This is a genomic window from Microlunatus sp. YIM B11417 (assembly GCF_059617205.1).
In genome coordinates this window covers 329,227-354,758 of record NZ_JCAMPJ010000002.1, presented here as the reverse complement: position 1 = coordinate 354,758, position 25,532 = coordinate 329,227, and the positions used below count along the sequence as shown (strand labels likewise).

At 69.5% G+C, this 25,532-nt stretch carries 25 protein-coding genes and 1 tRNA gene; 13 read left to right on the top strand and 13 right to left on the bottom strand.

Annotation, left to right across the window (positions count from 1 at the left end):
- Positions 1 to 292 precede the first annotated feature (292 nt).
- The 3 genes from AC6CCG_RS11855 to AC6CCG_RS11845 all read right to left on the bottom strand — a co-directional run bounded on the left by AC6CCG_RS11855 (position 293) and on the right by AC6CCG_RS11845 (position 2,972).
- Positions 293 to 583 (bottom strand): hypothetical protein, encoded by a 291-nt coding sequence (locus AC6CCG_RS11855; RefSeq protein WP_496654742.1) that lies wholly within the window; start codon positions 581 to 583, stop codon positions 293 to 295.
- Between the two features lie 115 nt (positions 584 to 698).
- The gene (locus tag AC6CCG_RS11850) at positions 699 to 1,256 is read right to left on the bottom strand and encodes a hypothetical protein (protein ID WP_496654741.1); all 558 of its coding nucleotides are present in this window, start codon (positions 1,254 to 1,256) and stop codon (positions 699 to 701) included.
- 108 nt (positions 1,257 to 1,364) lie between these two features.
- Positions 1,365 to 2,972 carry a helicase HerA-like domain-containing protein gene (locus tag AC6CCG_RS11845; RefSeq protein WP_496655395.1) on the bottom strand — a complete coding sequence of 536 codons (1,608 nt, stop codon included), beginning with the start codon at positions 2,970 to 2,972 and terminating at the stop codon, positions 1,365 to 1,367.
- Positions 2,973 to 3,080: 108 nt separating this feature from the next.
- Between AC6CCG_RS11845 and AC6CCG_RS11840 the strand changes: the two genes are divergently transcribed.
- Both AC6CCG_RS11840 and AC6CCG_RS11835 read left to right on the top strand, forming a co-directional pair.
- Positions 3,081 to 3,374: a type II toxin-antitoxin system VapB family antitoxin gene (locus AC6CCG_RS11840; RefSeq protein ID WP_152361098.1), complete on the top strand. Its 294-nt coding sequence runs from the start codon at positions 3,081 to 3,083 to the stop codon at positions 3,372 to 3,374.
- Between the two features lie 94 nt (positions 3,375 to 3,468).
- Positions 3,469 to 3,984 carry a LytR C-terminal domain-containing protein gene (locus AC6CCG_RS11835; protein WP_496654740.1) on the top strand — a complete coding sequence of 172 codons (516 nt, stop codon included), beginning with the start codon at positions 3,469 to 3,471 and terminating at the stop codon, positions 3,982 to 3,984.
- Positions 3,985 to 3,988: 4 nt separating this feature from the next.
- Here AC6CCG_RS11835 and AC6CCG_RS11830 read toward each other — a convergent pair whose 3' ends face one another.
- The 4 genes from AC6CCG_RS11830 to AC6CCG_RS11815 all read right to left on the bottom strand — a co-directional run bounded on the left by AC6CCG_RS11830 (position 3,989) and on the right by AC6CCG_RS11815 (position 6,846).
- Positions 3,989 to 5,506, bottom strand: a complete 1,518-nt coding sequence (locus AC6CCG_RS11830; RefSeq protein WP_496654739.1) for a potassium/proton antiporter — start codon at positions 5,504 to 5,506, stop codon at positions 3,989 to 3,991.
- A gap of 122 nt (positions 5,507 to 5,628) precedes the next feature.
- Positions 5,629 to 5,713, bottom strand: a tRNA-Ser gene (locus AC6CCG_RS11825).
- Between the two features lie 50 nt (positions 5,714 to 5,763).
- Positions 5,764 to 6,207, bottom strand: coding sequence for a nucleoside deaminase (locus tag AC6CCG_RS11820; protein ID WP_496655394.1), 444 nt, complete (start codon positions 6,205 to 6,207; stop codon positions 5,764 to 5,766).
- A 60-nt stretch (positions 6,208 to 6,267) separates the two neighbouring features.
- A complete protein-coding gene (locus AC6CCG_RS11815; RefSeq protein WP_496654738.1) occupies positions 6,268 to 6,846 on the bottom strand; it encodes a tRNA adenosine deaminase-associated protein in 579 nt (192 codons plus the stop codon).
- Positions 6,847 to 7,087: 241 nt separating this feature from the next.
- Here AC6CCG_RS11815 and upp point away from each other — a divergent pair, with 241 nt between their 5' ends.
- Together upp and AC6CCG_RS11805 are read left to right on the top strand one after the other, a co-directional pair.
- Positions 7,088 to 7,729, top strand: coding sequence for a uracil phosphoribosyltransferase (upp, locus tag AC6CCG_RS11810; RefSeq protein WP_496654737.1), 642 nt, complete (start codon positions 7,088 to 7,090; stop codon positions 7,727 to 7,729).
- 239 nt (positions 7,730 to 7,968) lie between these two features.
- The gene (locus tag AC6CCG_RS11805; RefSeq protein WP_496655393.1) at positions 7,969 to 9,075 is read left to right on the top strand and encodes an outer membrane protein assembly factor BamB family protein; all 1,107 of its coding nucleotides are present in this window, start codon (positions 7,969 to 7,971) and stop codon (positions 9,073 to 9,075) included.
- Here the strand turns inward: AC6CCG_RS11805 and AC6CCG_RS11800 are convergent.
- The 3 genes from AC6CCG_RS11800 to AC6CCG_RS11790 all read right to left on the bottom strand — a co-directional run bounded on the left by AC6CCG_RS11800 (position 9,069) and on the right by AC6CCG_RS11790 (position 13,046).
- On the bottom strand, positions 9,069 to 9,956 hold the full coding sequence (locus AC6CCG_RS11800; protein ID WP_496654736.1) for a 1,4-dihydroxy-2-naphthoyl-CoA synthase: 888 nt from the start codon (positions 9,954 to 9,956) through the stop codon (positions 9,069 to 9,071). The genes AC6CCG_RS11805 and AC6CCG_RS11800 overlap by 7 nt on opposite strands.
- Positions 9,953 to 10,480, bottom strand: a complete 528-nt coding sequence (locus tag AC6CCG_RS11795; protein ID WP_496654735.1) for a DedA family protein — start codon at positions 10,478 to 10,480, stop codon at positions 9,953 to 9,955. Before AC6CCG_RS11795 ends, AC6CCG_RS11800 begins: the two co-directional genes overlap by 4 nt.
- Before the next feature lie 61 nt (positions 10,481 to 10,541).
- Positions 10,542 to 13,046, bottom strand: a complete 2,505-nt coding sequence (locus AC6CCG_RS11790; RefSeq protein WP_496654734.1) for a DEAD/DEAH box helicase — start codon at positions 13,044 to 13,046, stop codon at positions 10,542 to 10,544.
- Positions 13,047 to 13,354: 308 nt separating this feature from the next.
- Here AC6CCG_RS11790 and AC6CCG_RS11785 point away from each other — a divergent pair, with 308 nt between their 5' ends.
- From AC6CCG_RS11785 to AC6CCG_RS11750, 8 genes are read left to right on the top strand one after another with little or no spacing between them, the layout of a single operon-like run.
- The gene (locus tag AC6CCG_RS11785) at positions 13,355 to 14,515 is read left to right on the top strand and encodes an ABC transporter permease (RefSeq protein WP_496654733.1); all 1,161 of its coding nucleotides are present in this window, start codon (positions 13,355 to 13,357) and stop codon (positions 14,513 to 14,515) included.
- Positions 14,516 to 14,524: 9 nt separating this feature from the next.
- Complete coding sequence (locus AC6CCG_RS11780; RefSeq protein WP_496654732.1) at positions 14,525 to 15,463, top strand: ABC transporter permease; 939 nt, start codon at positions 14,525 to 14,527, stop codon at positions 15,461 to 15,463.
- Positions 15,464 to 15,478: 15 nt separating this feature from the next.
- On the top strand, positions 15,479 to 16,345 hold the full coding sequence (locus AC6CCG_RS11775; RefSeq protein ID WP_496654731.1) for an ABC transporter ATP-binding protein: 867 nt from the start codon (positions 15,479 to 15,481) through the stop codon (positions 16,343 to 16,345).
- Entirely contained in the window at positions 16,338 to 17,180 is an 843-nt protein-coding gene (locus AC6CCG_RS11770) for an ABC transporter ATP-binding protein (RefSeq protein ID WP_496654730.1), read from the top strand. Before AC6CCG_RS11775 ends, AC6CCG_RS11770 begins: the two co-directional genes overlap by 8 nt.
- Positions 17,177 to 17,422: a hypothetical protein gene (locus tag AC6CCG_RS11765; protein WP_496654729.1), complete on the top strand. Its 246-nt coding sequence runs from the start codon at positions 17,177 to 17,179 to the stop codon at positions 17,420 to 17,422. Before AC6CCG_RS11770 ends, AC6CCG_RS11765 begins: the two co-directional genes overlap by 4 nt.
- Entirely contained in the window at positions 17,415 to 19,256 is a 1,842-nt protein-coding gene (locus AC6CCG_RS11760) for an ABC transporter substrate-binding protein (RefSeq protein WP_496654728.1), read from the top strand. Before AC6CCG_RS11765 ends, AC6CCG_RS11760 begins: the two co-directional genes overlap by 8 nt.
- The gene (locus AC6CCG_RS11755) at positions 19,253 to 19,702 is read left to right on the top strand and encodes an NUDIX domain-containing protein (protein WP_496654727.1); all 450 of its coding nucleotides are present in this window, start codon (positions 19,253 to 19,255) and stop codon (positions 19,700 to 19,702) included. The genes AC6CCG_RS11760 and AC6CCG_RS11755 overlap by 4 nt, the downstream gene beginning before the upstream one ends.
- 13 nt (positions 19,703 to 19,715) lie before the next feature.
- Positions 19,716 to 20,864, top strand: a complete 1,149-nt coding sequence (locus tag AC6CCG_RS11750) for a sialidase family protein (protein ID WP_496654726.1) — start codon at positions 19,716 to 19,718, stop codon at positions 20,862 to 20,864.
- Position 20,865: 1 nt separating this feature from the next.
- On the opposite strand, the gene AC6CCG_RS11745 is transcribed toward AC6CCG_RS11750, so the two are convergent.
- Entirely contained in the window at positions 20,866 to 21,675 is an 810-nt protein-coding gene (locus tag AC6CCG_RS11745; protein WP_496654725.1) for a TIGR03620 family F420-dependent LLM class oxidoreductase, read from the bottom strand.
- Between the two features lie 169 nt (positions 21,676 to 21,844).
- Between AC6CCG_RS11745 and AC6CCG_RS11740 the strand changes: the two genes are divergently transcribed.
- Positions 21,845 to 22,120, top strand: coding sequence for a GlsB/YeaQ/YmgE family stress response membrane protein (locus AC6CCG_RS11740; protein ID WP_496654724.1), 276 nt, complete (start codon positions 21,845 to 21,847; stop codon positions 22,118 to 22,120).
- Between the two features lie 33 nt (positions 22,121 to 22,153).
- Here the strand turns inward: AC6CCG_RS11740 and AC6CCG_RS11735 are convergent, their stop codons facing one another.
- A complete protein-coding gene (locus AC6CCG_RS11735; RefSeq protein WP_496654723.1) occupies positions 22,154 to 23,335 on the bottom strand; it encodes an MFS transporter in 1,182 nt (393 codons plus the stop codon).
- Positions 23,336 to 23,459: 124 nt separating this feature from the next.
- Positions 23,460 to 25,475, bottom strand: a complete 2,016-nt coding sequence (locus AC6CCG_RS11730) for an acetoacetate--CoA ligase (protein WP_496654722.1) — start codon at positions 25,473 to 25,475, stop codon at positions 23,460 to 23,462.
- Positions 25,476 to 25,532: the final 57 nt, after the last annotated feature.

The following is a 25,532-nucleotide window of genomic DNA, read 5'->3' as shown; positions in this document are numbered from 1 at the left end:
ACCCCACGCGCCTGACGACGAGTTCTACGCGCGGGGACCACGCGTCCCCGCATGACCGACTGCGCGTCAAGCGGAGGGCGGTCCGGCGACCCAGGAGGGTGGTCCCGAAGGAAGGAGCCCGCGTCGGTCGGGACGTCCCGACCGATCCAGGGCTGGAGCAGCCCGGAACGGCGAGCCGACGAACGGCGCGGCCGATGTCGCAGAAACGGTCGGTGATCTCGACTGGTTCGCCGCCGCCGGCTGGCGCTCTGCGGGTTCGCCTCGGAGGCTGCCCTGCGATCGCCGGAGATCGCTAGGAGGTCAGATAGCCGATGACGACGGCGCCGATCGCGACCAGCCAGTCCAGCACGCCAAGGGCCAGGCCGATCAGGCCCGACCGGCGGCCGAACCGGGCGGCGATGGCGATGACGGCGAGCACGATGGCGAGCGAACCGACGCCGATCGCCGCGAAGGCGGAGAGCATGCCCACCCGAGAGTCACCGAGGAGGCCGGTCACCGGAGTTCCGCCGGCCGCGGTCGGGAGGACGTACGCGGCGACCGCGGCCAAGATCAATCCGACCAGGGCGATAACGAAGCTGATCATGCCCAGCGCTCCCGACCGACGTTGCTGCACGGTGGGCCGGGGCTCCTGCGGATGGTGGTTCATCGGGAACCAGTGGACCGAGTCTGCGACGGTTTGTCCAGCACCGACAGCCGGATCAACGGTCCAAGATCACCACGGCGATCACGGCGCCGACCCGATCGGCACCGAACCGCCAGGAGGTGAGCCGATCCACGTGCCCGTCGTCGTACGGCACGGGCACCGACACCAGCCGGCCGAGGTCGCACAGCGTGATCAGGTCGATCCGCAGCGGTTCCCCGCCTCGGTCGACCGGCGGCCCGACCCGGAAATCGCGCAGCATCCGGCCGCAGCTCGACTCGTCGTGCCGGACCGCGCGCAGCCGGCCGTCCTCGATCGTCGTCGGCTCGATGTGCAACTCCACCCCGAGGCTGTCGTAGCCCGCGGTGAACGGCAGCCTGCGCACGGCATCGTGGCGATCGGTGCCGGTCCGGATGATCTCCGCCGCCAGTTGATCGACGGTCCAGCCCGGATGGTCGGTGAGCGCGAGCCCCCGGATCCCGACCCGCCGAGGCACGGGCTCCAGGGCCGACGCGATCTCCGCGCACCGCCGATCCAGCTCCGGCCCGATGGCCGCATGCTGCTCCGGCGGCGCCGCCTCGTCCACCCGCGGCACCCGGATCCGTACCACCGTCACGTGATCACCTCGAGGCTCACCCAACCCCAGTGGCCGACCGGTCACTTCCGCAGCGACACGCCGCCAGAACGCCTGCTTTTGTGACCGGTCGGCACATCGTGGAGGGGGTCAGCGGCGGCGGCGGGCGGTGCCGAAGAGGCCTCGGATGATCTCGCGGCCGGCGGTGTTCACCAGCTGCTTGAACATGCTGTTCGAGGTCACCTGCTCGATCAGGCTCTTCTCCTTGCGGCCGCGGCGCTCGGGTTCCGGCGCCGGGGCCTCCGGAGCGGGAGCCGGGGCCTGCTCCTGGGCGGCCGCGGCGGCGCCGGCCTCCAGCTTCTTGGCCAGCAGCTCCCGGGCGGACTCGCGGTCCACCGGCTCGCCGTACTTCGCCTTCAACGGGGACCCGTCGACCACCTGGGTCATCCGCTCGGCCGGCATCGGGGCCATCAGGGACTGCGGCGCCCGCATCCGGGTCCAGGCCACGGGCGTCGGCGCGCCGTCGGGATCCATCACGGTGACGATCGCCTCGCCGATGCCGAGGTGCTGCAGCGCCTCGGCCAGGTCGTAGTGCGACTTCGGGAACGTCGACACGGTCTGCTTCAGCGCCTTCGCGTCGTTCGGCGTGTGCGCGCGCAGCTGGTGCTGCACCCGCGAGCCGAGCTGGGCGAGCACCTCGTCCGGCACGTCGCCCGGCGTCTGGGTGACGAAGAAGACGCCGACACCCTTCGACCGGATCAGCCGTACGGTCTGCGCGATCGAGTCGAGGAACGCCTTCGACGCGTCGTTGAAGAGCAGGTGCGCCTCGTCGAAGAAGAAGACCAGCTTCGGCTTGTCCACGTCGCCGACCTCGGGCAGGTCGTGGAACAGGTCGGCCAGCAGCCACATCAGAAAGGTGGAGAAGACCGCCGGGCGGTCCTGCAGGTTGGGCAGCTCGAGCAGCGAGATCACGCCGCGGCCGTCCTCGGCGGTCCGGAGCAGGTCCGCCGAGTCGAACTCGGGCTCGCCGAAGAACGCTTCGGCGCCCTGGTCGGAGAAGGTGATCAAGGAACGCAGGATCACGCCGGCGGTCGCCGCGGACAGCCCGCCGATCGACTTGAGCTCCGCCTTGCCCTCGTCGCTGGTCAGGTGCTGCAGTACGGCCCGCAGGTCGGACAGGTCGAGCAGCGGCAGTCCGGCCTGGTCGGCGTAGTGGAAGACCAGCCCGAGCGAGGACTCCTGGACGTCGTTCAGGCCGAGCACCTTGGACAGCAGTACGGGTCCGAACGAGCTCATCGTGGCCCGGATCGGCACCCCGGTGCCCTGTCCGCCGAGCGCGTAGAACTCGGTCGGGCAGGCGACCGCCTTCCAGTCCTGCCCGATCGCCGTGGTCCGGGCCAGCAGCTTCTCGCCGCCCTCGCCCTCGGCGCCGATGCCGGACAGGTCGCCCTTGATGTCGGCGGCGAAGACGGGAACGCCGGCGGTGCTGAGCTGTTCGGCCAGCAGCTGCAGGGTCTTGGTCTTGCCGGTACCGGTCGCGCCGGCCACCAGGCCGTGCCGGTTCATCATCCCGAGCGGCAGCCGCACACCCGCGGCCGGCAGCGGCCGGCCGTCCTCGACCACCACGCCGAGGTCGATCGACGCACCCTCGAAGACGTACCCCTCGGCGATCTTGGCGACCTCCGCAGGCAGCTCGGTCGGGACGGTTCCAGTGGTGGGCTCGGCGCCGGATTCAGCCGGCTCGGCATGCTCGCTCATGGGCATCAGATTTCCATATCCGACTGGCGAGACGGTAGACCCGCCACATGCGAAACCGTTACGCGGCCGTGTTCGGTGCCCTGCCACCTTTGTGAATAGAGTGTCACAGTGATTTTCAAGCGTGTCGGTGACGTACGTCCCTACCCGGACCACGGGTACGCCCAGAAACAATGGGCAGCGATCGCTCCGCACCAGGTTCGCTTGGATCAGCTTGTCACGACGAAACGGACCCTGGATCTGGAAGCGCTGCTCGAGGAGGACTCCACCTTCTACGGTGATCTCTTCGCCCATGTCGTGGCCTGGCGCGGTGAGCTGTATCTCGAGGACGGCCTGCACCGGGCGCTGCGGGCGGCCCTCCAGCAGCGGCAGACCATGCATGCTCGGGTGCTCGATCTGAAGTAAGGTCAGCGGCGGGCACTGCGACTGCGGGAGGCCGCGGGCGGGCGTGCTCAGGGGAAGGGAGTTGGTTCGGTTGATCGGCCGGGTGTGGCGCATCGTGCGTACGCCACTGACCCTGCTCGTCCTGCTCGGAATTCTGGGTTACGGGGCCTGGTGGGGATACACGAACGTGCTCAAGCCGATTCCGCCGCTGCCACCGACCCCCTGCGTCTCCGTACCGGTCAAGAAGGGCGCGCTCTCGGCGAGCCAGGTGACGCTCAACATCTACAACGGCGGCAGCAAGCGCGGCCTCGCCCGCGACCTCGGCATCCGGCTGCGGGACCGCGGGTTCCGGGTGCAGAGCGAGTCCAACACGGCCGAGAAGATCGGCGCGACCGTGATCGTCGGCCAGGGCGCGAAGAACCCCGAGGTGCTGCTGGTCAAGCAGTTCTTCCCCGGCTCCACGGTCAAGGTCGAGCCCGGCCGGGCCGATCACAGCGTCGACGTCCTGGTCGGCAACAACTGGAACTGGGACAAGCACTTCGCGGACAAGGCCAAGACCACGCTCGCGGTGAAGGCCAAAACCGTCTGCCTGCCGTCGATCCCCAAGTCGAGCGCCGCCCCCGAAGGCTGATCGACTAGTTCTCGGTCTCCTCGAGACGTTCCCGCCAACGGGCCAGCCGGCCGCTGCGGCCCAGACTGCGCAACCGGTCCTCGGTGTGCTGGCGCAGCGTCGTCGGCGTCACGATCAGCAACTCGTCGCCCTCCCGGATCCGGGTCCGCCCGGTCGGTGGGAACGGGGTGTCGTCGCGGATCACCAGGGACACCACGGTCTGGGTGCCCAGCCGGAGCTCGCCGATCTCGACGCCGATCAGCCGCGAGCCCTTCGGGATCCGTACCTGCAGCAGGTCGGCCGAGATCCGGTCCAGCGGCGCCGCCTCCACCTCGACGTCGCGCGCCGATTCATGATCGACAAGCTTGAGCAGCCGGGCCACCAACGGCAGTGTCGGCGCCTGCAGCAGGGTGAAGACGATCACGAAGACCAGCACCACGTCGAACAGGAAGGTGCCGCCGGCCACCTCCTCGGACAGCGGGATGGTCGCGAACACGATCGGTACGGCACCGCGCAACCCCGCCCAGGACAGGAAGGCCTGCTGACGCAGCGGGATCCGGAACCAGGGCGCCGACACCAGTACCGCGACCGGCCGCGCCACGAAGGTGAGGAAGGCGCCGGCCGCCAGCGCGATCAGGACGGCCTGCAGGGTGACCCGGTTCGGGCTGGCCAGCAGGCCCAGCATGATGAACAGGCCGATGTGGGCGATCCAGCCGATCCCCTCGACGAACGAGCGGGTGGCGCCGCGGTGCGGCAACTGCGCGTTGCCGAGCAGCAGCGCGCAGAGGTAGACCGCGGCGAAGCCGCTGGTGTGCAGGGTCGCTCCGACGGCGTACGCGAACACGGTCCAGACCAGCGCCGCCAGCGGATAGAGTCCGGACGACGGCAACGCGACCCGGCGCAGGATCTGGACCCCGATCCAGCCCAGTGCGATCCCGATCACCCCGCCCGCGACCAGCTCGAAAATGATCATGCCCACCAGCCCGGCGAACCCGCCGGCGCCGTGCGCCTGATCACCGGTCGCTGCCGCACTGGCCAGCACGACCAGCAGCACGGTCGGCGCGTCGTTCAGCCCCGATTCGGCTTCCAGGACGCCGCGCAGCCGGTGCGGGATCGGCACCCGGCGCAGCACCGAGAAGACCGCGGCCGCGTCGGTCGGTGAGGTCACCGCGCCGAGCAGCACCGCGATCCAGAGATCGAGCCCGAGCACGAAGTGCCCGAACAGCGTCATCAGGGCGACGCTGACGAAGATGCCTCCGGTGGCCAGCACCCCGGCCGCACCGACCGAGCTCCGGATGTCGTGCCAGCGGGTGGTCAGCCCGCCCTCGGCCAAGATCAACACCAGCGCCCCGAAGCCGAGCGCGCGGGCCAGGTCCGGGTCGGAGAACTGCAGCCCCAGCCCGGAGTCGCCCATCAGCATGCCGAGCCCGAGGAACAGCAGCAGGGAGGGCAGCCCGATCCGGGCCCCGAGCCGGGCGGCGATGATCGCGGCGATCAACACGACGGCGCTGACCAGCAGAATGCCGTCGAGATTGATCTCCATCGGGTCATTTTCGCTGGTCGGGCACCAGAACCCTGACGCTGGGTCCGTGTCCCGGCCGGCAACGTGAGGAGGTCAGGAACAGGAAACGCCCGCGTCCACGGATGGACGCGGGCTTCCCAGAGCGGTGGCGGCGGGATTTGAACCCGCGGAGGCTTTCACCTCACGCGCTTTCGAGGCGCGCTCTTTAGGCCGCTCAGACACGCCACCGCCGAAGAGCGTACCCAATCGGCACGGGTGGAAGCGAATCGGACCCCCGCTCAGCGACGCTCGCCGAAGAAGCCCTTGAGTACGGCGCCGCACTCGTCGGCCAGGATGCCGCCCATCACCTCGACCCGGTGGTTCAGCCGGCGGTCGCGGACGACGTCCCAGAGCGAGGCGACAGCGCCGGCCTTCGGATCGTAGGCGCCGAAGACCAGCTGCCCGATCCGCGCCAGCACCAGGGCGCCGGCACACATGGTGCACGGCTCCAGGGTGACGACGAGGGTGCAGCCGTCCAGCCGCCAGGCGTCCGGGCGATGCCCGAGCGCCGCGGCAGCCCGGCGCAGCACCAGGATTTCGGCGTGCGCGGTCGGGTCGCCGGTCTGCTCGCGCTCGTTGCCGGCCGCCGCGATCATTTCGCCGGCCGGGTCGAGCAGCACCGCACCCACGGGTACGTCACCGTGCCCGGCCGCCGCGGCGGCCTGGTCCAGGGCGACCCGCATCGCCGGGTCCCAGCGGCTGGGCACCGTGATCAGGCGTTCGTGATCATGAAGATCGGTTGATCAGTGGAAGGTGGACTGGACGACCCGGCGGAACTCCGGGCCGATCTTGAGCTTCTCGACGATCTGGTACACCAGGTCCTCGCTGGTCTCGTCGAGGTCGCTGCTGATCGCCTCCAGCTCGAACGAGCCGATGCCGAGGTCGGTCAACAGATCAAGATCACCGAGCGGCTCGTCGTTGTCCGGCACCGGGATGCCGTGGAAGTCGGCGACATCGCGGGCGATCGGCCACTCGTCGCCCGCACCGCCGTCGGACAACAGCACCTGGACCAGCTTGCCGCGGACCCTGGTGATCACGAACACGGACTGGGTCAGCGAGACGAAGCCGAGCGTCCCCCCGTCGCCGGGGTAGCGCCGCAGTTCGTCGATCAGTTCCTCCAGGTCGTTGGCCAGGTCCTTGCGCAGCCCCTGCGCGACCGCCTGGCCGTCCTCCCGGTACGCCGCGACGACGAAGTCGATCTCGTCGTCGGTCGCGTCCTCAAGATCATCGTCGTCGTAGTCGTCATCGTCGTCGAAGTCGTCGTCGTCATCGTCGTCGCTGTCGTCATCATCGTCGAGGTCAAGATCATCGGAATCAGACAAGTCCTCATCCGTACTCCGAGCATCGGTCCCCGTACCGGTCCGGCCCCGCCCACGCGAGGACCCCAGATCGAACGACTCGTACTCGTCGTCGTCAAAGTCACTCATCAGCCTTCCCTTCATTCGCCACCCAATGGTGGCAGAACAAGGCAACAGACACATCCTCGGCGGGTCAACTGATACCCGCTCTTGACCTCATCCGACCCGTACGGGCGCCGTCGCGATGTGTGGCACGCTCTACGACATGGAACTTCGGGTAGTCGACCATCCCCTGGTCGCGCACAAGTTGACCGCGCTGCGCGACGAGCGTACGGACTCGCCGACCTTCCGGCACCTGACCGAGGAACTGGTCACCCTGCTGGCCTACGAGGCGACCCGGGAGGTCCGGGTGACGCCGCACACCGTACGGACGCCGGTCGCGGACTGCGTCGGCGTGAAGCTGGCCCAGCCGCGGCCGATGGTGGTGCCGATCCTGCGCGCCGGGCTGGGGATGCTCGAGGGGATGACCCGGCTCATTCCGACCGCCGAGGTGGGCTTCGTCGGCATGGTCCGGGACGAGGCGACCCTGGAGGCCTCCACGTACGCGGAGCGTCTGCCGGAGGACCTGTCCGGTCGCCAGTGCTACGTCCTCGACCCGATGCTGGCCACCGGCGGCACCCTGGCCGCGGCGGTGAAGTACCTGGTCGATCGCGGCGCCGATCACATCACCTGCATCTGCCTGCTGGCCGCGCCGGAGGGGATCGCCCGGGTTGAGAGCCTGCTCAACGATCTTCACGTGCCGTGCCACCTGGTCACCGCCGCCGTCGACGAACGGCTGAACGAGGTCGGCTACATCGTGCCGGGCCTCGGCGATGCCGGCGACCGGCTCTACGGCGTCGTCGACTGAGCGATCCATAACACTGTTATTCTCCGTCCATCCGAACTGACGCTCCTCCTCGTATCCTCCGTCGACTGCTGCTGACACTCGCGGTCGGCCTCATCCTGGCCGGCTGTTCACTGCTGGACTCCGATCCCACCTACCAGGGCCCGCCGAGCCCGGACCTCGAGCTGGACCAGGTCTGGGACAGCGGGTCCAGCCGGATCGATCATGCGGCGTACGCCCAGGTCCTCGACGAGACCGTGATCATGACCGAGGTCCCGACCGGCAGTGACAAACGGACGGGGCGCACGGACCAGGCCCTGATCGCCCTCGACGCCGGCACCGGTGATCAGCGGTGGCGGGTCGACAACGACACCCCGCTGCCGGCCGCCCTGGCCCGCGCCGGTTTCGCCGAGGCCCGGCCCAACCTCGAGTACTGGTACGACCACAACGCCCGCGGCGGCACCGCGAAGGCCGCCCTCGGACCGGACGGCGGTGTCGTGGCCCTGACCTATGCCCAGGCGCCGACCGACGACTCCACCGACGGCTGGGCGGTCGTCGGACTGAACCTGACCGACGGATCGCCACGGTGGACCTACAGCGCGATCCCCCAGCTCCCGCTCGACGACCCGCGATCCCGGCCGGGCGCCAAGGCCAAGGTCGTCGCCGCGACCAGCTCTGCGGTCGTGATCAACCTCGAGGTCACCGGCGGTGCCGGAGGGCAGAACACCACGATCGCTCTCGATCCATGGACCGGAGCCGAGCTCTGGTCCATGGACGATCTGCTGTCCTACGCCGCCGAGGACGAAGCGATCATCGCGAGAACCGGCACCGGCAGCGCCACCGTCCTCGACGCGCGGACCGGGAAGCAGCTCTGGACCTCGGACTCCCCGGCCTACCTCAGCGCCGTCTGCGACACCCACGCCGTTCTCCTGAACGAGGACGGCGGCTACCAGGCGGTCGAACTGCGGACGCTCGCAGCCACGGAGTTCGAGGCCACCGGCCGGCTGGTCTGCGACGACGGCCTGCTGGCCTGGCTCACCGAGCGTGATCTTCGCAGCCGCATGATCAACACGGGGCGGACCGAACGCGGCGCGGCCGAACTCGACCCGGGTTCGGAGCTCCACATCGAGGTCCAGCTCGAAGCCGCGGCCGGCGGCTACCTCTGGGGCACCGAATGGTACGAGCTCAGACCGTCCGAACACCCCGACGAGTGGGTCACCTTCGCCCTGGACCGAACCGGAGCGAAGCGAGCCGACCTACCGGGCCGCGAGCTGCTGGCCGTCTCCGACCGCTACCTCGTTGCCGCCACCGCGGACCACGGCGACGACGGCCATCCCTTCGAGGTGTACCGGATCACGCCCGGTCAGTAGTAATAGGGGAAGGCGGACCAGTCCGGCGGGCGCTTCTCCAGGAAGGCGTTGCGGCCCTCGACCGCCTCGTCGGTCATGTACGCGAGCCGGGTGGTCTCGCCGGCGAAGACCTGTTGGCCGACCAGGCCGTCGTCGATCGCGTTGAAGGCGAACTTGAGCATCCGCTGCGCGGTCGGGCTCTTGCCGCAGATCTTCTTCCCCCAGTCGATCCCGACCTGTTCGAGTTGATCATGGGGGACGACCCGGTTGACCATGCCCATCCGGTACGCGTCCTCGGCGTCGTACACGTCGCCCAGGAAGAAGATCTCCCGGGCGAACTTCTGGCCGACCTGGCGGGCCAGGTACGCGGAGCCGAAGCCGGCGTCGAAGGAACCGACGTCGGCGTCGGTCTGCTTGAACCGGGCGTGCTCAGCGCTGGCCAGGGTCAGGTCGCAGACCACGTGCAGGCTGTGCCCGCCGCCGGCCGCCCAGCCGTTGACCAGCGCGATCACCACCTTCGGCATGAACCTGATCAGCCGCTGCACCTCGAGGATGTGCAGCCGGCCCAGTGCCGCCTGGTCGGCCGGCTGCTCGGCGCCGTCCTCGTACTCGTAGCCGGCCCGGCCGCGGATCCGTTGATCACCGCCGCTGCAGAAGGCCCAGCCGCCGTCCTTGGGCGACGGGCCGTTGCCGGTGAGCAGCACGCAGCCGACGTCGGAGCTGGTCCGGGCATGATCAAGAGCGCGGTAGAGCTCGTCCACCGTGTGCGGGCGGAACGCGTTGCGCACCTCCGGACGGTCGAACGCGACCCGGACGACGGGCGCGTCGACGGCACGGTGATAGGTGATGTCGGTGAAGGCGAAGCCGTCGATCGGCTGCCACAGGGCTGGGTCGAACGTCACGCCCCCACGTTATCCCCCGACGCCCGGTCGGCTGCCTCCGGCGAGGTTTGATCATCGTCGCGCCGGCGCGAGCGGACCTGCCGGACCACGAATGCGACCAAGATCAACGCCAGCAGGACGAGCAGGCCGACGGCGGGCCCGGGCCAGCGTTCGTACAGTCGCTGCCACACCTCGAACGAGACGAAGCCGAACGTCGCGTACAGGAAGGCCCAGAGCACGCCGCCGATCAGCATCGCCGGCAGATAACGGCGGTACGGCATCCGGATGGCACCGGCCGCGAGATTGATCAAGGTCTGCAGGCCCACCGTGAGGAACGACACGGTGATCACCGGGGCGCCCCACCGGACCACCAATTCCCGCGCCTTCCGATAGCCCGCGGTCTCCATCAGCCGGTGCAGCCGGGTCCGGTCGGCACCGGCGTTGGCCGCCCGGCCGATCCAGTAGGTGGCGTTGGCCCGGAGCAGGATCACCAGGAACAGAACGGACAGGGCCACCGGGTACGGCCAGTCGCGCCAGAAGTCCATCGGCGCTCAGCTCCCATCCCCGGTCGTCACCGAACCACTATAGGTGAGGGCTGCCTAACTCCTACGAGGCGAACCCGGTCAGTTCACCCACCCGGAGCACCCGCACGACTGCCTCGCCGGCCTCGTCGCTGGCGGCCAGGTCGATCTCGGCCTCGATCACCCAGTCGCGGTCACCCGCCGGGTCGTCCAGCGTCTGCCGGGCCAGGATGACGCCCTCGGACCGGTCCAGGGCGAGCAGCTGGGGCCCGCGGGCGTCCGGTCCGGTGCCGATCTCCCCGTGCCGTTCGAAGTACGGCTTCAGCGCGTTCCACCACTCGTCGGCGGTCCAGCCGGCGTCGCCGTCCAGGGCACCGAGGTCCTCCCAGCGCCGTCGGGCGGCGAGCTCGACCCGGCGGAACATCGCGTTCCGGACCATGATCGCGAAGGCCCGCTGGTTCTGCGTGACCGGCGCCGGCCGCTCGTCGATCCGGTGTTCCTTCGGCTGCGCGCCGGGATGCCGCAGCTCCTCCCACTCGTCGACCAGGCTGGAGTCGACCTGGCGGATCATCTCGCCCAGCCAGGTGATCAGGTCGGCCAGGTCCGGCGTCCGCATCGACTCGGGCACGGTCTGCCGCAGCGCCTTGTACGCATCGGACAGATAGCGCAGCACGATCCCCTCGGACCGGGCCAGCTGATACTGGCTGACGTACTCGGAGAAGGTCATCGCCTGCTCGGCGAGCTCGCGGACCACCGACTTCGGGGACAGCCGGTGATCGAGAACCCACGGGTGGGTCTGGGCATAGACCGTGTACGCGTGCCCGAGTTGCTCGGCCAGCGGCCGCGGGTGGGTGACGTCCTCGAGCAGCTCCATCCGCTCCTCGTACTCGATCCCCTCGGCTTTCATCGCCTCGACCGCGGCACCACGGGCCCGGTTCCGCTGCGCCGTCAGCACCGGCCGCGGATCCTCCAGGATCGCTTCGATCACCGAGACGATGTCCAGCGTGTAGTCGTCCGACTCCGGGTCGAGCAGATCCAGCGCGGCCAGCGCGAAGGGCGACAGCGGCTGGTTCAGCGCGAAGTCCTCCTGCAGGTCGATGGTCAGTCGGGCGCCGGTGCCGGACGGGTTCGGCTCGACGATGCCGGTGGCCAGCAGGCCGCGGTAGATCTCCAGCGCGCGGTGCACGTGCCGACGCCGCCGGGGCGCCGGCTCGTCGTTGTCGGTGAGCAGGTGCCGCATCCCGGCGTAGCAGTCGCCGCCGCGGGCGATCACGTTGATCACCATCGCGTGGCTGATCGCGAAGCTCGACTCCAGCGGCTCCGGCTCGGCGGCGACCAGCCGGTCATAGGTGGGCTGGCCGTACCCGACGGTGCCCTCCGGCGGCTTCTTCCGGACCACCTTGCGCCGCTTCTTCGGGTCGTCGCCGGCCTTGGCCAGGGCCTTCTCATTGGCCACCACGTGATCGGGGGCCTGGACCACGACGTTGCCCGCGGTGTCGTAGCCGGCGCGACCGGCCCGGCCGGCGATCTGGTGGAACTCGCGGGCGGTGAGCAGCCGCGGCTTCACGCCGTCGTACTTGCTCAGTGAGGTCAGCAGCACGGTCCGGATCGGGACGTTGATCCCGACGCCGAGCGTGTCCGTACCGCAGATGATCTTGAGCAGTCCGGCCTGGGCCAGCCGCTCGACCAGCCGCCGGTAGCGCGGCAGCATCCCCGAGTGGTGCACCCCGATGCCCATCCGGACCAGCCGGGACAGGGTCTTGCCGAAGCCGGCCGAGAACCGGAAGTCGCCGATCAGCTCGGCGATCCTGTCCTTCTCCTCCCGGGTCGCCACCTTCAGGCTGGCCATCGCCTGGGCCTGCTCGATCGCGGCCGCCCGACTGAAGTGCACCACGTAGATCGGGGCGTCCCGGGACTCCAGCCGCTCCTCGATCGTCTCGTGCAGCGTCGTCGTCACATACGAGTAGTACAAGGGAATCGGGCGTTCCACCGAGCTGATCACCGCGGTCTGCCGCCCGGTCCGCCGGGACAGGTCGGCCTCGAACCGGGTCATGTCGCCGAGCGTCGCCGACATCAGCAGGAACTGCGCCGAGGGCAGTTCGATCAACGGCACCTGCCACGCCCAGCCGCGATCGGGCTCGGCGTAGTAGTGGAACTCGTCCATGATCACCGTGTCCACGCCACCGCGATCGCCCTGGCGCAGGGCGATGTTGGCCAGCACCTCCGCGGTGCAGCAGATGATCGGCGCACCGGCGTTGACGCTCGCGTCGCCGGTCAGCATCCCGACCCGCTCCGGCCCGAAGAACTCGGTCGCCGCGAAGAACTTCTCCGACACCAGGGCCTTGATCGGCGCCGTGTAGTACGTGGTGCCGCCGGCGGCGAGGGTGGCGAACTGGGCGCCGGTGGCGACCAGGCTCTTCCCGGAGCCGGTCGGCGTCGCCATGATCACGTTCGAGCCGGAGACGATCTCGATCAGGGCCTCGGTCTGCGCCGGGTACGGCGGCCAGCCGCGTTCGACGGACCAGTCGACGAACGCCTCGAAGATCGCGTCGGGATCGGGAGCGGCCGGGATCCGGTTGGAGAGCAACATCGCGTGTGACCTTACTCGTCCGGATCTCTCGCGCAGCCAACCCAGAATACTCGCGGCGGCCACTCAGATCTATGGAATGTGCGATTGTGCTCGGTTTTTGATTTAACTGAACACATTCAGGCGCGAGTCCAGTAAAGTCTTCCCGCAATCGGGGTATGGCCTGACAAATCTGGTCATCGGCCGTCGCAGGGAGGCGACGGTTCCCGGTTCGGCGCCTCGCGGCGGCGGGTTTTGATCGGTATGAGGGCAATGGCGCACCTGAACCTGTACGCGTTGTCCCCTCAACGAGGTCAGGAAGGTCAGGCGGCATGACGGATTCGAGCAAGATCTCTCCCGGCGCCGTGGCGACGGCGACCGATCCCCCCTTCGACCCCGCCGCGGAGGACGTGGATGCCGAGGAGGCGTCCGCGGCCGCGGTCAGTTCGGCGGAGTGGCGCCGACGACATCTGGTCGGCACCATCCGCTACGTCGTCCTGCGGATCCTCCGCGCGGTGCTGACGATCTTCGTGGTCGCCACCGCGACGTTCTTCCTGGTCCGGCTGCTGCCGGGCAGCCCGCTCGACGTCTACATCAACGAGCAGATCACCCAGTACGGCCGCAGCTACGAGGAGGCCGCAGCCGCGGCGTCCGTGCTGTTCTCGTTCGACCCGACCGCCTCCCCGGTCGAGCAGTACCTCAGCTATCTGGGCAACCTGGTCCAGGGTGACCTGGGCAGTTCGATCACCGCGCCCGGCACCTCGGTCGCGTCCATGATCGGCCAGTACCTGCCGTGGACGCTGTTCAGCGTCGGCATCGCGCTGGTGATCAGCTTCGTCTCCGGCGTCGCGCTCGGCATGGTGATGGCGTACCGCCGGGGTGGCTGGTTCGATCACCTTGCGACCGCGTTCGGCTCGGTGACCCAGTCGATCCCGTCCTTCCTGCTGGCGATCATGCTGATCGTCGTCTTCGGGGTGAAGCTCGGCTGGCTGCCGCTGGCCGACATGCGGGGCGCGTACACACCGGGGGTGGAGATCGGCTTCAACCTCACCTTCATCATGGACGCGCTGTTCCACGCGGCGCTGCCGATCTGGTGCTACATCCTCACCTCGGTCGGCGGCTGGATGCTGGTGATGAAGTCGTCGACCGTCCAGGTCCTCGGCGACGACTACGTCCAGGTGGCCAGGGCACGCGGCCTGCGGACCAGCCGGATCCAGTACCAGTACGTCGGCCGCAACGCCATGCTGCCGATGTTCACCGCGTTCATGCTCTCAATCGGGTTCCTGGTCGGCGGCTCGATCCTGGTCGAGACGATCACCCGCTATCCAGGCATCGGCCAGCTGCTCTACGACTCGATCAGCAGTCGTGACTACACCACGATCCAGGGCGTGCTGCTGCTCACCACGATCTCGGTGGTGATCGCCAACCTGGCGGCCGACTTCCTCTACAGCACCATCGATCCCCGGGTCCGGGTCCGCGGACAGGAGGGCTGAGCCATGGGCATGATCATCGCATCCGGCACGAACCCGATGGGCGACGAGCCGGCCGGCCCGGAACCGGCCGCTCCGGCCGCCGGCGGCCGCCGGGACCGCCCCAACGCCCTGCAGGTGTTCTGGCGCGGGATCCGCCGTTCCCGGTCCGGGTTCGTCGGCTTCTGCGTCTTCGTGGCGATCCTGCTGATCTGCCTGATCGGTCCGTTCTTCACGCCCGAGCAGACCACCGACGTCGCCAATCGGCTGGCCGGGCCGAGCTGGCAACACTGGATGGGCACCGACAACATGGGCAAGGACGTCCTGGTGGACGTCATCGACGGTGGCCGCGCGGTGATCCTGGTCGGCTTCCTGGCCGCGTTGATCTCGACCGCGATCGCCGTCTTCTTCGGCTCCCTCGCCGCGTACGTCGGCGGCCGGCTGGATGCGGTGATCGTCACCGCCACCGACATCGCGCTGACCATCCCGTCGATCATCCTGCTGGCGGTGATCGCGGCCTTCTACTCGATCGGCTCCGACTGGGGTCTGGCCGTCCTGATCGGCGTGCTCGGCTGGCCCGGCCTGCTCCGCACGGTGCGCGCCCAGGCGTTCTCGATCAAGGAACGCGAGTACGTGGAGGCGGCCCGGCTGCTCGATCTGAGCATCGGCCGGATCGTGCTCCGGGAGATCGTGCCGAACATGGCGAGCTACATCATGATGAACTTCGTCCTCGGCGCGATCAACGCGATCTACTCGCTGGTCGGCCTCTACCTGCTCGGCCTGGCGCCGCTGACCGGCACCAACTGGGGCATCACGATCCACTGGGCGCAGAAGGCCGGCGCGCACTTCCTCGACGAGACGGTCTGGTGGGCGATGGGGCCGGTGGTCGCCATCTCCCTGCTGCAACTGGCGCTGGTGACGATGTCCCGGTCGTTCGAGGAGATCCTCAACCCGCGGCTGCGGCACAACTGAGAGGGGGACGCCACCATGAACTCCGTTCCGGTCCTGAGCGTCAAGGACCTCACCGTCGAGTACCGCACCGAGGCGAGCCAGCGATCCGCCGAGCACGTGCTTCGGGCGGTCGACCAGGTGAGCTTCGAGCTCCACCCGCACGAGAGCATCGCCCTGATCGGCGAGAGCGGCTGTGGCAAGACCACGCTCGCGCTCAGCATCCTGCGGCTGCTGCCCAAGATCGCCGCGATCAGTGGCGGGGCGATCGAGTACCGCAACCGCGCCGGCGAACTGATCGACCTGCGCAGCCTGTCCGAGGCCGCCATGCGCCGGTTCCGCTGGAGCGAGGCGGCGATCGTCTTCCAGGGCGCGATGAACTCGTTCAACCCGGTCCTGAAGATCAAGGACCAGATGGCCGACACCATCCGTGATCACCAGGACGGGATCGGCAAGCGGGAGATCACCGAGCGGGCCGAGCACGCCCTCCGCGAGGTCGACCTGGAGCCGGGGCGGGTGCTCCGCGCCTATCCGCACGAGCTGTCCGGCGGCATGCGGCAGCGGGTGCTGATCGCGATGGCGATCCTGCTCGAGCCGCAGATCCTGATCTTGGACGAGCCGACCACCGCGCTGGACATCCTCACCCAGCGGCGGATCGTCGACCTGATCTACGACCTGCACGAGCGGCTCGACTTCGCGATGATCTTCGTCTCGCACGACCTGGCGGTGGCCGCCGAGCTGGCCACCCGGGTGGCCACGATGTACGACGGCGAGATGGTCGAGGTCGGCGACGTCCGGGACATCTTCTACCGCCCGCAGCATCCGTACACGAAGAAGCTGATCGGCTCGGTGCCGACGTTGACCGGCGCCACCCGGCGCTCCGACCAGGAGGCACGCGATGCCTGAACTGTTGGAACTCGATTCGATCCGGCAGGTGTTCCACTCGACCCGGGAGAGCGTGGTCGCGGTCAAGGACGTGAGCCTCAACATCGGGCCCGGCGAGGTGGTCTGCCTGGTCGGCCAGAGCGGCTCCGGCAAGAGCACCCTGGCCAAGATCGCCGCCGGGCTGCGCAAGCCGACCGGCGGCCAGGTCCGCTACGACGGCCAGGACGTCTACGTGCGGCGGAACCGGAAGGCCTGGAAGGCGTTCCGGCGTGGTGTGCAGTACGTGCACCAGGACCCGTACGCGTCGCTCAACCCGATCCAGGACGTGTACGCGACCCTGTCCGCCCCGTTGCTGGAGCACCGGCTGGTCAAGGGCCCGGACGAGGCCGAGCAGCGGGTCCGGGAACTCCTGCTGGAGGTGGACCTGAAGCCGGCCGACCGGTTCATCTCGCTGTTCCCGCACCAGATGTCCGGCGGTCAGCGGCAGCGGGTCGCGGTGGCCCGGTCGCTGACCCTGAACCCGAAGGTGATCCTGGCCGACGAGGCCACATCGATGCTGGACGTCTCGATCCGGATCGGGTTGCTGGAGATGCTGACCCGGCTGCGGGTCGACCGGAAGGTCGGCATGCTGTTCATCACCCACGACCTGGCGATGGCGAAGTTCTTCGGCGCCGAGGGCACCATGGCGGTGATGCGGCACGGCGCCGTCGTCGAGTCCGGCCCGACCCTCGAGGTGATCGAGCGGCCGCAGCATCCGTACACGCAGGCCTTGCTGGAGGCGGTTCCGGAGCCGGACCCGGACCTGGCCCAGCAGCGCCGCACCGCCCGCCGGCTGCAGGAGGCGGCGGCCCGATGAAGCTGCCACTGGAGGTCGGCCGGGCCGGACTCGGCTTGATCATGTTCGTCTTCACCCTGTCGGCGATGATCTTGTACTTCGGCCGGCCGGCACCCGGCAGCGGCGCGTTCGTGATCACCGTGATCATGCTGGCCGGCGCGGCCGTTCTCTGCACGCTCCTGATGATCATCCTTCGGCGGTCGCATCGCTCCGCCGATCGCAGCAGTCCCGTACACCCAGAGAAGAGGAAGCACCATGACTGATGGGCCCCGACCGGGATCGATCCCGGCCCTCACCCGACGCTCGTTCACGGCCCTGGTCCTGGGCGCTGCGAGCGTGCCCGCACTCGGCGCCTGCATGCGGGCGAATCCGAACCCCGGCGGCGACGGCGACGACGGTGGCGGCGGCGCCACCAACCCGGACGGCGTGTTCCACGCCGCGTACCCGTACGTGATGCCGCCGACCGGCCACTTCAACTTCGCCCCCGGCCTGGTTCAGGGCGTCACGCTCGGCATCTACCGCGAGTTCACCCTGCCGGCCGGCGCACTGTGGGACTGGGCGGCCGAGGAGTGGTTCTACCTGCTCGCCGAGGGCCACGACTACGACGAGCAGAAGTTCACCTACCAGCTGCGCCAGGGCCTGACCTGGAGCGACGACTCCCCGGTCACCACCAAGGACGTGGAGATGACGTTCTGGCTCCGGTGGCTGATGAACCAGCAGGAGTGGCCCATGATCAGCGGGCTGAAGACGGTCGACGACAAGACGGTCGAGTTCGAGCTGACCGCGCCGTCGACCATGATCGACCGGCGGATCCTGAAGGCACCGATCATCCCCGCCGCCGTGTACGGCAGTTTCGGTGAACGCGCCAAGAAGATCTTCGAGGCCGGCCAGGCCACCGACTCCGCCGAGGCGAACACGCTCCGCGAGGAACTGACGGCCTGGCGTCCGAAGGACAACGCCAAGGAAGTGCTGTCCTCCGGCCCGTTCCACTGGGACATCGATTCCATGACCGACGCCCGGCTGACCCTGACCAAGCGGGACAGCGGGCTGTTCGCCGACCAGGTCAAGTTCAAGACCATCCAGATCTACAACGGCGAGACCAACGACATCACACCGCTGGTGCTGGACGGCACCATCGACTACGCGACCCACGGCTTCCCGGTCTCGACCCAGAAGAACTGGGAGTCCGACGGCAAACACCGCACCCTGAAGCCGTCCATCTACAGTGGCACCGGGATCCTCTTCGGCCTCAACCGGCGGGCCGAGTTCAAGGACGCCCGGTTCCGGCAGGCGATCGCGCACGCGGTCGACCGGGCCGAGGCCGGCCTGATCTCGCTGGACACCTCGGCCAAGGTTTCGGCGACCATGTCCGGCATGCCGGCGCTGCTGGACGAGCGCTGGCTCGATGAAGACACGAAGGCCAAGCTCAACCCGTACCCGTTCGATCAGGACAAGGCGGCGGCGCTGCTGGAGGAGGCCGGCTGGAAGCGCAGCAACAACCAGTGGCAGACCCCCGACGGCAAACCGGCCGAGTACCAGTACACGTTCCCGAGTGACTTCGCCGACGTACCGCCGACCGCGCAGTACTTCGCCGAGAAGCTGACCGCCTTCGGGATCAAGGTCGCGCTGGACGGCATCGAGAGCCCCAACATGGCCGACCGGGTCGCCAAGAGCCGGTTCGACATCTGCCACGGCGGCTGGGGCGGCGGCGACGTCCACCCGCAGTACGCGTACACGGCCGCGTTCATCACCGACAACGAGCCGATCACCCGCAACCTGGGCGGCCGCGGGATCGACTACGACCTGGACCGGGAGATCCCCGGGATGGGCAAGATCAACATCCAGGACCTGGTCACGAAGTCCGGCCAGGGCCTCAACGAGGACGAGCAACGCAAGCTGATCCAGCAGCTCGCGCTGATCTTCAACGCCGAGCTGCCCCGGCTGCCGATCTGGGAGCGGTTCGGCAACAACCCCGCCCAGGAAGGGGTACGGGTCAAGGCGTTCCCGGGGGACGACGACCCGATCTGGCAGAGCGCCGCCTACACCGACAACCCCGTGGTCATGTCGCTCTACCGGGGGACGATCATTCCTTCGTGACCTCAGACCGGCCCGCTTCCACTGGCCCACCCGGGCTGGTGGTCGCGGCCGCCATCCTCGACGATCGGGTACGGCCTCGCCGGCTGCTCGCCGCACGACGCAGCCGGCCGGCCCACCTGGCCGGCCGCTGGGAGTTCCCGGGCGGCAAGGTGGAGCCGGGCGAGGCCCCGGCCGACGCTCTGGTCCGCGAGATCCTCGAAGAACTCGGCGTCGAGATCCTGGTCGGCGCCGAACTCTCCGACGGAACGCCCTGGCTGATCACTCCGACGTGGCGACTCCGCGTCTGGACGGCGACCCTGGCCGTCGCCGAGCCGGAGCCGACGCCCGGCGACTCCCATGATCGACTCCGCTGGCTCGACCGGACCGAACTCGGGACGGTCGACTGGCTGGAACCCGACCGTCCCGCCGTGACACTGATTCGCTCTCTGAATTCTCTATTTCATTGACTAGAATCTGGCCATGTCCACAGATCAGCGGCCGCAGGCCCCGTTGCGCATCATGGATTCCCGCCCGGTCGTGGATGAGATCCCGGCCATGTTCCCCGCCCTGACCGCCGTCGGCGCCGACCTGCTGGTGTCGTTCTCGACCGTTCCGGACGGCTGGCCGGGCGGCCGGATCGGCCTGGTCCGCTCGGCCGACGCGGGCCGCAGCTGGAGCCGACCGGAGTTCCTCGCCGGGCCCGACGAGACGAGCGAGGCCGCGCTCGGCGCCGTCTCGATGACGACCACGGCGACCGGTCGCGTGCTGCTGCCGTACAACCGGGTCAGCTGGATCGGCGACGGCGTCGACGGCCGCCGGATCTCGGCACACTTGATCAGCTCCGACGACGGCGGCCGCACCTGGTCCGCCGAGCGGCGGATCGCCGCCGACTTCCACGGCCCGGCGATCTACGGCCGGTTGCTGCCGACCGCCGACGGCCGGGTCCTGCTGCCGGTGTGGGGACAGCGCCGGGAGGGCGACCGCTGGCAGGCAGGGCTCTACGCGTCCACCGACGACGGCGAGACGTTCGCCTGGCTGGCCACGGTGGCCCACGATCCGACGGCCCGGCTGTCCGGCGCCTACGCAGCACCCACGGTCAGCGGCGAGACCGCCGACGGCCGGCCGGACCTGTCCGCGACCACCGACCCCGACTTCCGGCCGCACGCCGCCATCGACGGGTTCAACGAGTTCACGGTGATCGAGGACGACGACCGGCTGGTGGCCGTGCTGCGACAGCAGGGCGTGGGCGGCGACGACACCCTTCAGCTGTTCACGGCCGAGTCCGTGGACTGCGGCCGGACCTGGAGCCCGTACGCGAAGCTGGGCTTCGCCGGCATGTCGCCGTGCCTGCACCGGCGTCCCTCCGGGCAGTTCGTCCTCGCCTATCGCCGGGCGACCGCGGACGGTTCGGCGCCGGGCGTCGAGCTGCGGCTGAGCGACGGCGTCGGCCGGCCGTGGAGCGACCCGCTCGAGTTCGAGTATCCGGACGGCCGGCGGCCCACCGCCGAGTATCAGTGCGGCTATCCGGCGCTGACCGAACTGCCCGACGGGACGCTGCTGGTCGTGTTCTACGGCTACCGTCGCGACCACGGCCGCTACCTGGTCAGCAACCGGCTCGGGCCGGCCTGACTCACCGGCCGGTCAGGCCGAGCAGCTCGCCGAGATCGGCGGCCAGCTCTTCGGCGCCGGCTCCGGTCGGGCTGATGATCACGTGGTCGGCACCGGCCTCCCACTGCTTCCGTACGGCAGCGGCCACGGTCTCCGCCGAACCCCACGGGACCAGGGCGTCGACCACCCGGTCGTCCAGGCGGTCCAGCTCACCCTCGGTGAAACCGATCCGGGTCAGGTGCGCGCGGTAGCCCGGCACCTGGGTCAGGAAGCCGAGTGTCTCCCGGGCCGTCGCGCGAGCCCGTACCGGATCATGATCGGCGACGGCGAGCAGCATGACGATCTGCTGAGCCGCGCCGAGGACGGCCCGCGTCTGCGCGGTGAACTCCGGGGTCACCAGCAGCGTGATGGCGCCCGCGAACCGCTCCCGGGCCAGTTCGAGCTTCCGCGGGCCCAGCGCGGCGAGGTAGCGACGCTGCACCGGCACCACCGGCTCGTCCCGGTCCAGCCGGTCCAGATAGTCGCGCAGCGCGCCCAGCGAACGCGGTTGTTGGGCGGCGCCGAGCCCGACCAGAAACCGACCCGGCGCCGCAGCTTCGAGCCCGGCATAGCTGCGGGCGACCTGGTCCGACGGATGGACGCCGGTCGGGATGATCGCGGTGCCGATCGTCGACCGCTCCGTCGCGGTGGCCAATGCGTCCAACAGGTCCAGGGACGACAGCTGGCCACCGGCCATCCAGATCGCGTCATAGCCGAGTCGTTCGTACCGGCGCGCCCGCTGGGCCAGGTCGCCGGTCGCCTCGATGCTGATGCCTGCTCTGCCGATGTGCATACCCACGACGCTAGGAGTTCAACCGCGGTTGAGATCAAATTCCGGTGCTCTCGATCACGGTTTGATGTCGGCGAGACACGGCACGCACTTTCCGGCTGCTGATCATCGCCAGAACCGCCGATCGAGCGCTACGTTGGGTTGGTCCAACTAACGATTGAGGGAGACAGAGATGGGCTTTCTTGGATTCTTGCTGTTGGGCCTGATTGCGGGAGCCATTGCCAAGTTGATCCTGCCGGGCAAGCAGGGCGGCGGCTGGATCTCCACCCTGATCCTGGGTGTGATCGGTGCGCTGCTCGGCGGCTGGCTCGGTGGGCTGATCTTCAACGTGAACCTGGGCGGCTTCTTCGAGCTGCGCAGTTGGTTGCTCGCCATCGTCGGCGCCCTGATCGTCCTGATCATCTGGGGATTCATCCGCGGTCGCATGGGCAGCAAGCAGGCCGACTGATCTCGGCCCGGGCGGGATGTTGATCAGCTGGCTTCAGCTGATCAACTCCTCCTGCCGTACCGGGACCAACGACACCGCCACGGCCGGGCAGAGCGCGGTCACGGCGAACGCCAACGGAAAGCCCAGGACGGTGATCGCCGCGCCGAGCACCGGCGGCACCAGCGAACCGGTCAGGAACTGGGCCGTGTTCTGCGCCCCGAGCGCCCGGCCGGACCAGAACGGGCCGGCCCGCTCCGCGATCGCCGTGAAGGCGAGACCGTTGTCGGCCACCGTGATCACGGTGGCCAGCACCAGCAGCACGACCGCCGCCGGCGAGTCGAACTGATCGGCGGCGGCGAGCAAGATCATCGTCAGCGCGGCCGCGATCGCCACCCAGCGCAGCGGACGCATCCGGCTGCGGACCCGGTCCGACAGCTGTCCGGCCGCGATCCGGCCCAGGGCACCGAGCACCTGAGTGATCGCGATCAAGGTGCCGGCGGCGCCGGGCGACCAGCCCCGCTCGCCGATCAGCCAGACCAGGCCGAACGTCCAGACCATGAACTGCGGCACCACCAGCAGGACCGACACCGCGTGCACCCGCCAGAGGAACCCGCCGCTCCGGTACGGGTTCGCCAGCTGAGCCGCCGCGGCCGGGTCGGACCGCGCCGGCCGGGCCGGGTCGAGCACGACCAGGAACGACAGGACCGCGGCCGTCACGGCCAGCCCCGCGGCCAGCCAGAGGGCGGCGGCGAGGCCGTACCCGAGAGCGAGGGTCGGTACGGAGATCGCGGCCAGGCCGACCCCGAGCGGCTGGGCCATCTGCCGGATGCCCATCGCCAGCCCGCGCCGGTGCGCCGGGAACCAGCCGACCACGACCCGGCCGCTGGCCGCGTTCGTGCTGGCGCCGGCCATCCCGCCCAGCAGCAGGAAGCCCGACATCATGATCATCGAGGTGGACAGTGCGGCCCCGGCCGCCGCGGCCGCCATCAGAGCGGTGCCGACCACCAGCACCCGCCGCTCGCCGAAGCGGTCGACCGCGGCACCCCAGGCGATCAGCGTGAGCATGGTCCCGATCGTCGGCATCGCGACGACGACGCCCGCCTCGACCAACGACAGCCCGTGCCGGCCGTGCAGTTCGGGGATCAGGAACGCCGTGCCGTGGACGAAGAACGCGCTGGTCGCCTGAGCCAGCATGCTCACCGCCAGCAGCGCCCAGCGCCGGAACTCACTGATCATGATGCGTCTCACATTTCAGGACTGAATGTCTCGTATCGTGACCACGATAGCTCGCGCGCAGTGAGCTTGTCGAAGTGCCGAGCCTGACCGGGCCATGCCCTTCGACAGGCTCAGGGACGTTGTCTCAGTTCCCCTTCTGGTCGCGGAGCGGAGCCAGCCGCGGATCGTGCCGGGCGAAGTCGGCGAACCAGTCGAGCATCTCCGGCGCCGTGATCGAGCCGCGCCCGCCGCTCACCGAGGTCAGGTCGGCGCCGCGCAGGATCCGCTTCACCGGCACCTCGAGCTTCTTGCCGGTCAGGGTGCGCGGCACCGCGGGAACCTCGATGATCGCGTCCGGCACGTGCCGCGGCGACAACCTGGTCCGCAGCGCGGTGCGGATCCTCGTGATCAACGCCTCGTCCAGGTCGGTGTCCGGCTCGGTGACGACGAACAGCGGCAGGAAGTAGCCGCCGTCCGGCAGTTCGAGCCCGATCACCAGGCTGTCCGCGACGCCGGGCACCCCCTCGACGACGCCGTAGAGATCGGCCGAGCCCATCCGGATCCCCTGCCGGTTCAGGGTCGCGTCGGAGCGGCCGGAGATCGCCGCCGAACCGTCGGCGAAGATCGTGATCCAGTCGCCGTGCCGCCAGACCCCGGGGTAGAGATCGAAGTACGTCTCCCGGTAGCGCTCGCCGGTCGGGTCGCCGAGCAGCCGGATCGGCATCGACGGGAGCGGGGCAGTGATCACCATCTCGCCCTCCGTCCCGATCAGGTCGCGGCCGTCCGGATCCCAGCTGTGCAGGTCGACCCCGAGGTACGGCGCCGCCATCCGCCCCGGGTACACCGGGAGCAGCTGGCAGGCGCCGAGCAGCACGCCGCAGACGTCCGTACCGCCGCTGACCGAGGCGAACCAGCACCGGTCCGCCACCGCCTCGGACACCCACACCCAGGCCCCGGCCGGCAGCGGCGACCCGGTCTGCAGGATCGCCCGCAGCCGGCTCAGATCATGATCATCACGTGGCCGGGCGCCGGCCCGGAAGCCCGCGTCCAGGTAGCCGGCACCGATGCCGAGCACGGTGGCCCCGGTCCGGGCGGCGATCCGCCAGACCGCGTCGCCGCCGCCGGCCAGCGGGCTGCCCTCGTACAAGATCACCGTCGCACCGAGGCCCAGGCCGCCGACCAGGTAGTTCCACATCATCCAGCTCGCCGAGGTGATCACGCAGTAGCGGTCCTCCGCCCGGACGTCGGAGCCGAGCCCGATCGAGACCAGGAACCCGAGCACGATGCCGCCGTGGGATTGCACGATCCCCTTCGGCCGGCCGGTGGTGCCGGACGACCAGAGCACCCAGAGCGGATGATCGAACTCCAGGTCGGCGAAGACCAGTTCGGCCTCGGGTGCCACGGCGTCGGTCCAGGCGATCCGGCGCGGGCCGAGGTCGGACCAGTCGGCACCGCCGATCAGATCGACCGTGATCACCAGCCGGAGGCCGGGCAGCGCGCTGATCAACTCCCGGTCCTGCGGAGTCCGGTCGAACACCTTGCCGTTGTAGCGATAGCCGTCGGCGACCAAGATCACCGTCGGCTCGGCCTGCTCGAACCGGCTGACCACAGCGGCCACCCCGAAGTCCGGCGAGCAGGAGGTCCAGGTGGCGCCGACGCTCGCCGCGGCCAGCAGCGCGATCACGGTCTCCGCGACGTTCGGCAGGTACGCGGCGACGCAGTCACCCGGTCCGATGCCGGCCGAGCGCAGGGTCGCGGCCAGGCCGGCCACCCGGCGACGCAGCTCGGTCCGGGTCAGCTCGACCGGCTGCTCCCGCTCGTCGATCGCGATCAACGCGATCGGCGACTCGTCCGGCAGCGGCCGGAGCAGCTCCTGGGCGAAGTTGATCCGGGCGCCGGGACACCAGCGGGCCCCCGGCATCACCGGGTCGGCCAGGATCCGCTCCGCACCAAGATCGACTCCGGGCCGGAAGAACCGCCAGACGGCCGCCCAGAACTCGTCCGGCTGCTCGACGCTCCAGCGGTGCAGCGAGGCGTAGTCCGGGTGGCTCAGCCCGAGATCGGCGGCGACGAAGTCCCGGAACCGGGCCACCTGCGACCGCTGGGTGGCGTCCTCGTCCGGCGTCCACAGTTCCACTCCGGCAGTCCCGTCGGCGACCATCGCCCCGCTCCCTTCCGCGCTGTCGGGAAGGCTATGCGATTCTGGACGGCGAATCGA

What these genes read in the sequence shown, in the direction of transcription:
- AC6CCG_RS11820 (WP_496655394.1), bottom strand. Translation starts at nt 6,207, where the DNA reads ATGCGGGTCGCCCTGGACCAGGCCGCCGCGGCGGCCGGGCACGGTGAC.
- AC6CCG_RS11830 (WP_496654739.1), bottom strand. Translation starts at nt 5,506, where the DNA reads ATGGAGATCAATCTCGACGGCATTCTGCTGGTCAGCGCCGTCGTGTTG.
- AC6CCG_RS11750 (WP_496654726.1), top strand. Translation starts at nt 19,716, where the DNA reads ATGTCCACAGATCAGCGGCCGCAGGCCCCGTTGCGCATCATGGATTCC.
- AC6CCG_RS11775 (WP_496654731.1), top strand. Translation starts at nt 15,479, where the DNA reads ATGAACTCCGTTCCGGTCCTGAGCGTCAAGGACCTCACCGTCGAGTAC.
- AC6CCG_RS11845 (WP_496655395.1), bottom strand. Translation starts at nt 2,972, where the DNA reads ATGAGCGAGCATGCCGAGCCGGCTGAATCCGGCGCCGAGCCCACCACT.
- AC6CCG_RS11765 (WP_496654729.1), top strand. Translation starts at nt 17,177, where the DNA reads ATGAAGCTGCCACTGGAGGTCGGCCGGGCCGGACTCGGCTTGATCATG.
- AC6CCG_RS11780 (WP_496654732.1), top strand. Translation starts at nt 14,525, where the DNA reads ATGATCATCGCATCCGGCACGAACCCGATGGGCGACGAGCCGGCCGGC.
- AC6CCG_RS11735 (WP_496654723.1), bottom strand. Translation starts at nt 23,335, where the DNA reads ATGATCAGTGAGTTCCGGCGCTGGGCGCTGCTGGCGGTGAGCATGCTG.
- AC6CCG_RS11785 (WP_496654733.1), top strand. Translation starts at nt 13,355, where the DNA reads ATGACGGATTCGAGCAAGATCTCTCCCGGCGCCGTGGCGACGGCGACC.
- AC6CCG_RS11795 (WP_496654735.1), bottom strand. Translation starts at nt 10,480, where the DNA reads ATGGACTTCTGGCGCGACTGGCCGTACCCGGTGGCCCTGTCCGTTCTG.
- AC6CCG_RS11760 (WP_496654728.1), top strand. Translation starts at nt 17,415, where the DNA reads ATGACTGATGGGCCCCGACCGGGATCGATCCCGGCCCTCACCCGACGC.
- AC6CCG_RS11770 (WP_496654730.1), top strand. Translation starts at nt 16,338, where the DNA reads ATGCCTGAACTGTTGGAACTCGATTCGATCCGGCAGGTGTTCCACTCG.
- AC6CCG_RS11805 (WP_496655393.1), top strand. Translation starts at nt 7,969, where the DNA reads ATGACCGAGGTCCCGACCGGCAGTGACAAACGGACGGGGCGCACGGAC.
- upp (WP_496654737.1), top strand. Translation starts at nt 7,088, where the DNA reads ATGGAACTTCGGGTAGTCGACCATCCCCTGGTCGCGCACAAGTTGACC.
- AC6CCG_RS11730 (WP_496654722.1), bottom strand. Translation starts at nt 25,475, where the DNA reads ATGGTCGCCGACGGGACTGCCGGAGTGGAACTGTGGACGCCGGACGAG.
- AC6CCG_RS11855 (WP_496654742.1), bottom strand. Translation starts at nt 583, where the DNA reads ATGATCAGCTTCGTTATCGCCCTGGTCGGATTGATCTTGGCCGCGGTC.
- AC6CCG_RS11745 (WP_496654725.1), bottom strand. Translation starts at nt 21,675, where the DNA reads ATGCACATCGGCAGAGCAGGCATCAGCATCGAGGCGACCGGCGACCTG.
- AC6CCG_RS11790 (WP_496654734.1), bottom strand. Translation starts at nt 13,046, where the DNA reads ATGTTGCTCTCCAACCGGATCCCGGCCGCTCCCGATCCCGACGCGATC.
- AC6CCG_RS11740 (WP_496654724.1), top strand. Translation starts at nt 21,845, where the DNA reads ATGGGCTTTCTTGGATTCTTGCTGTTGGGCCTGATTGCGGGAGCCATT.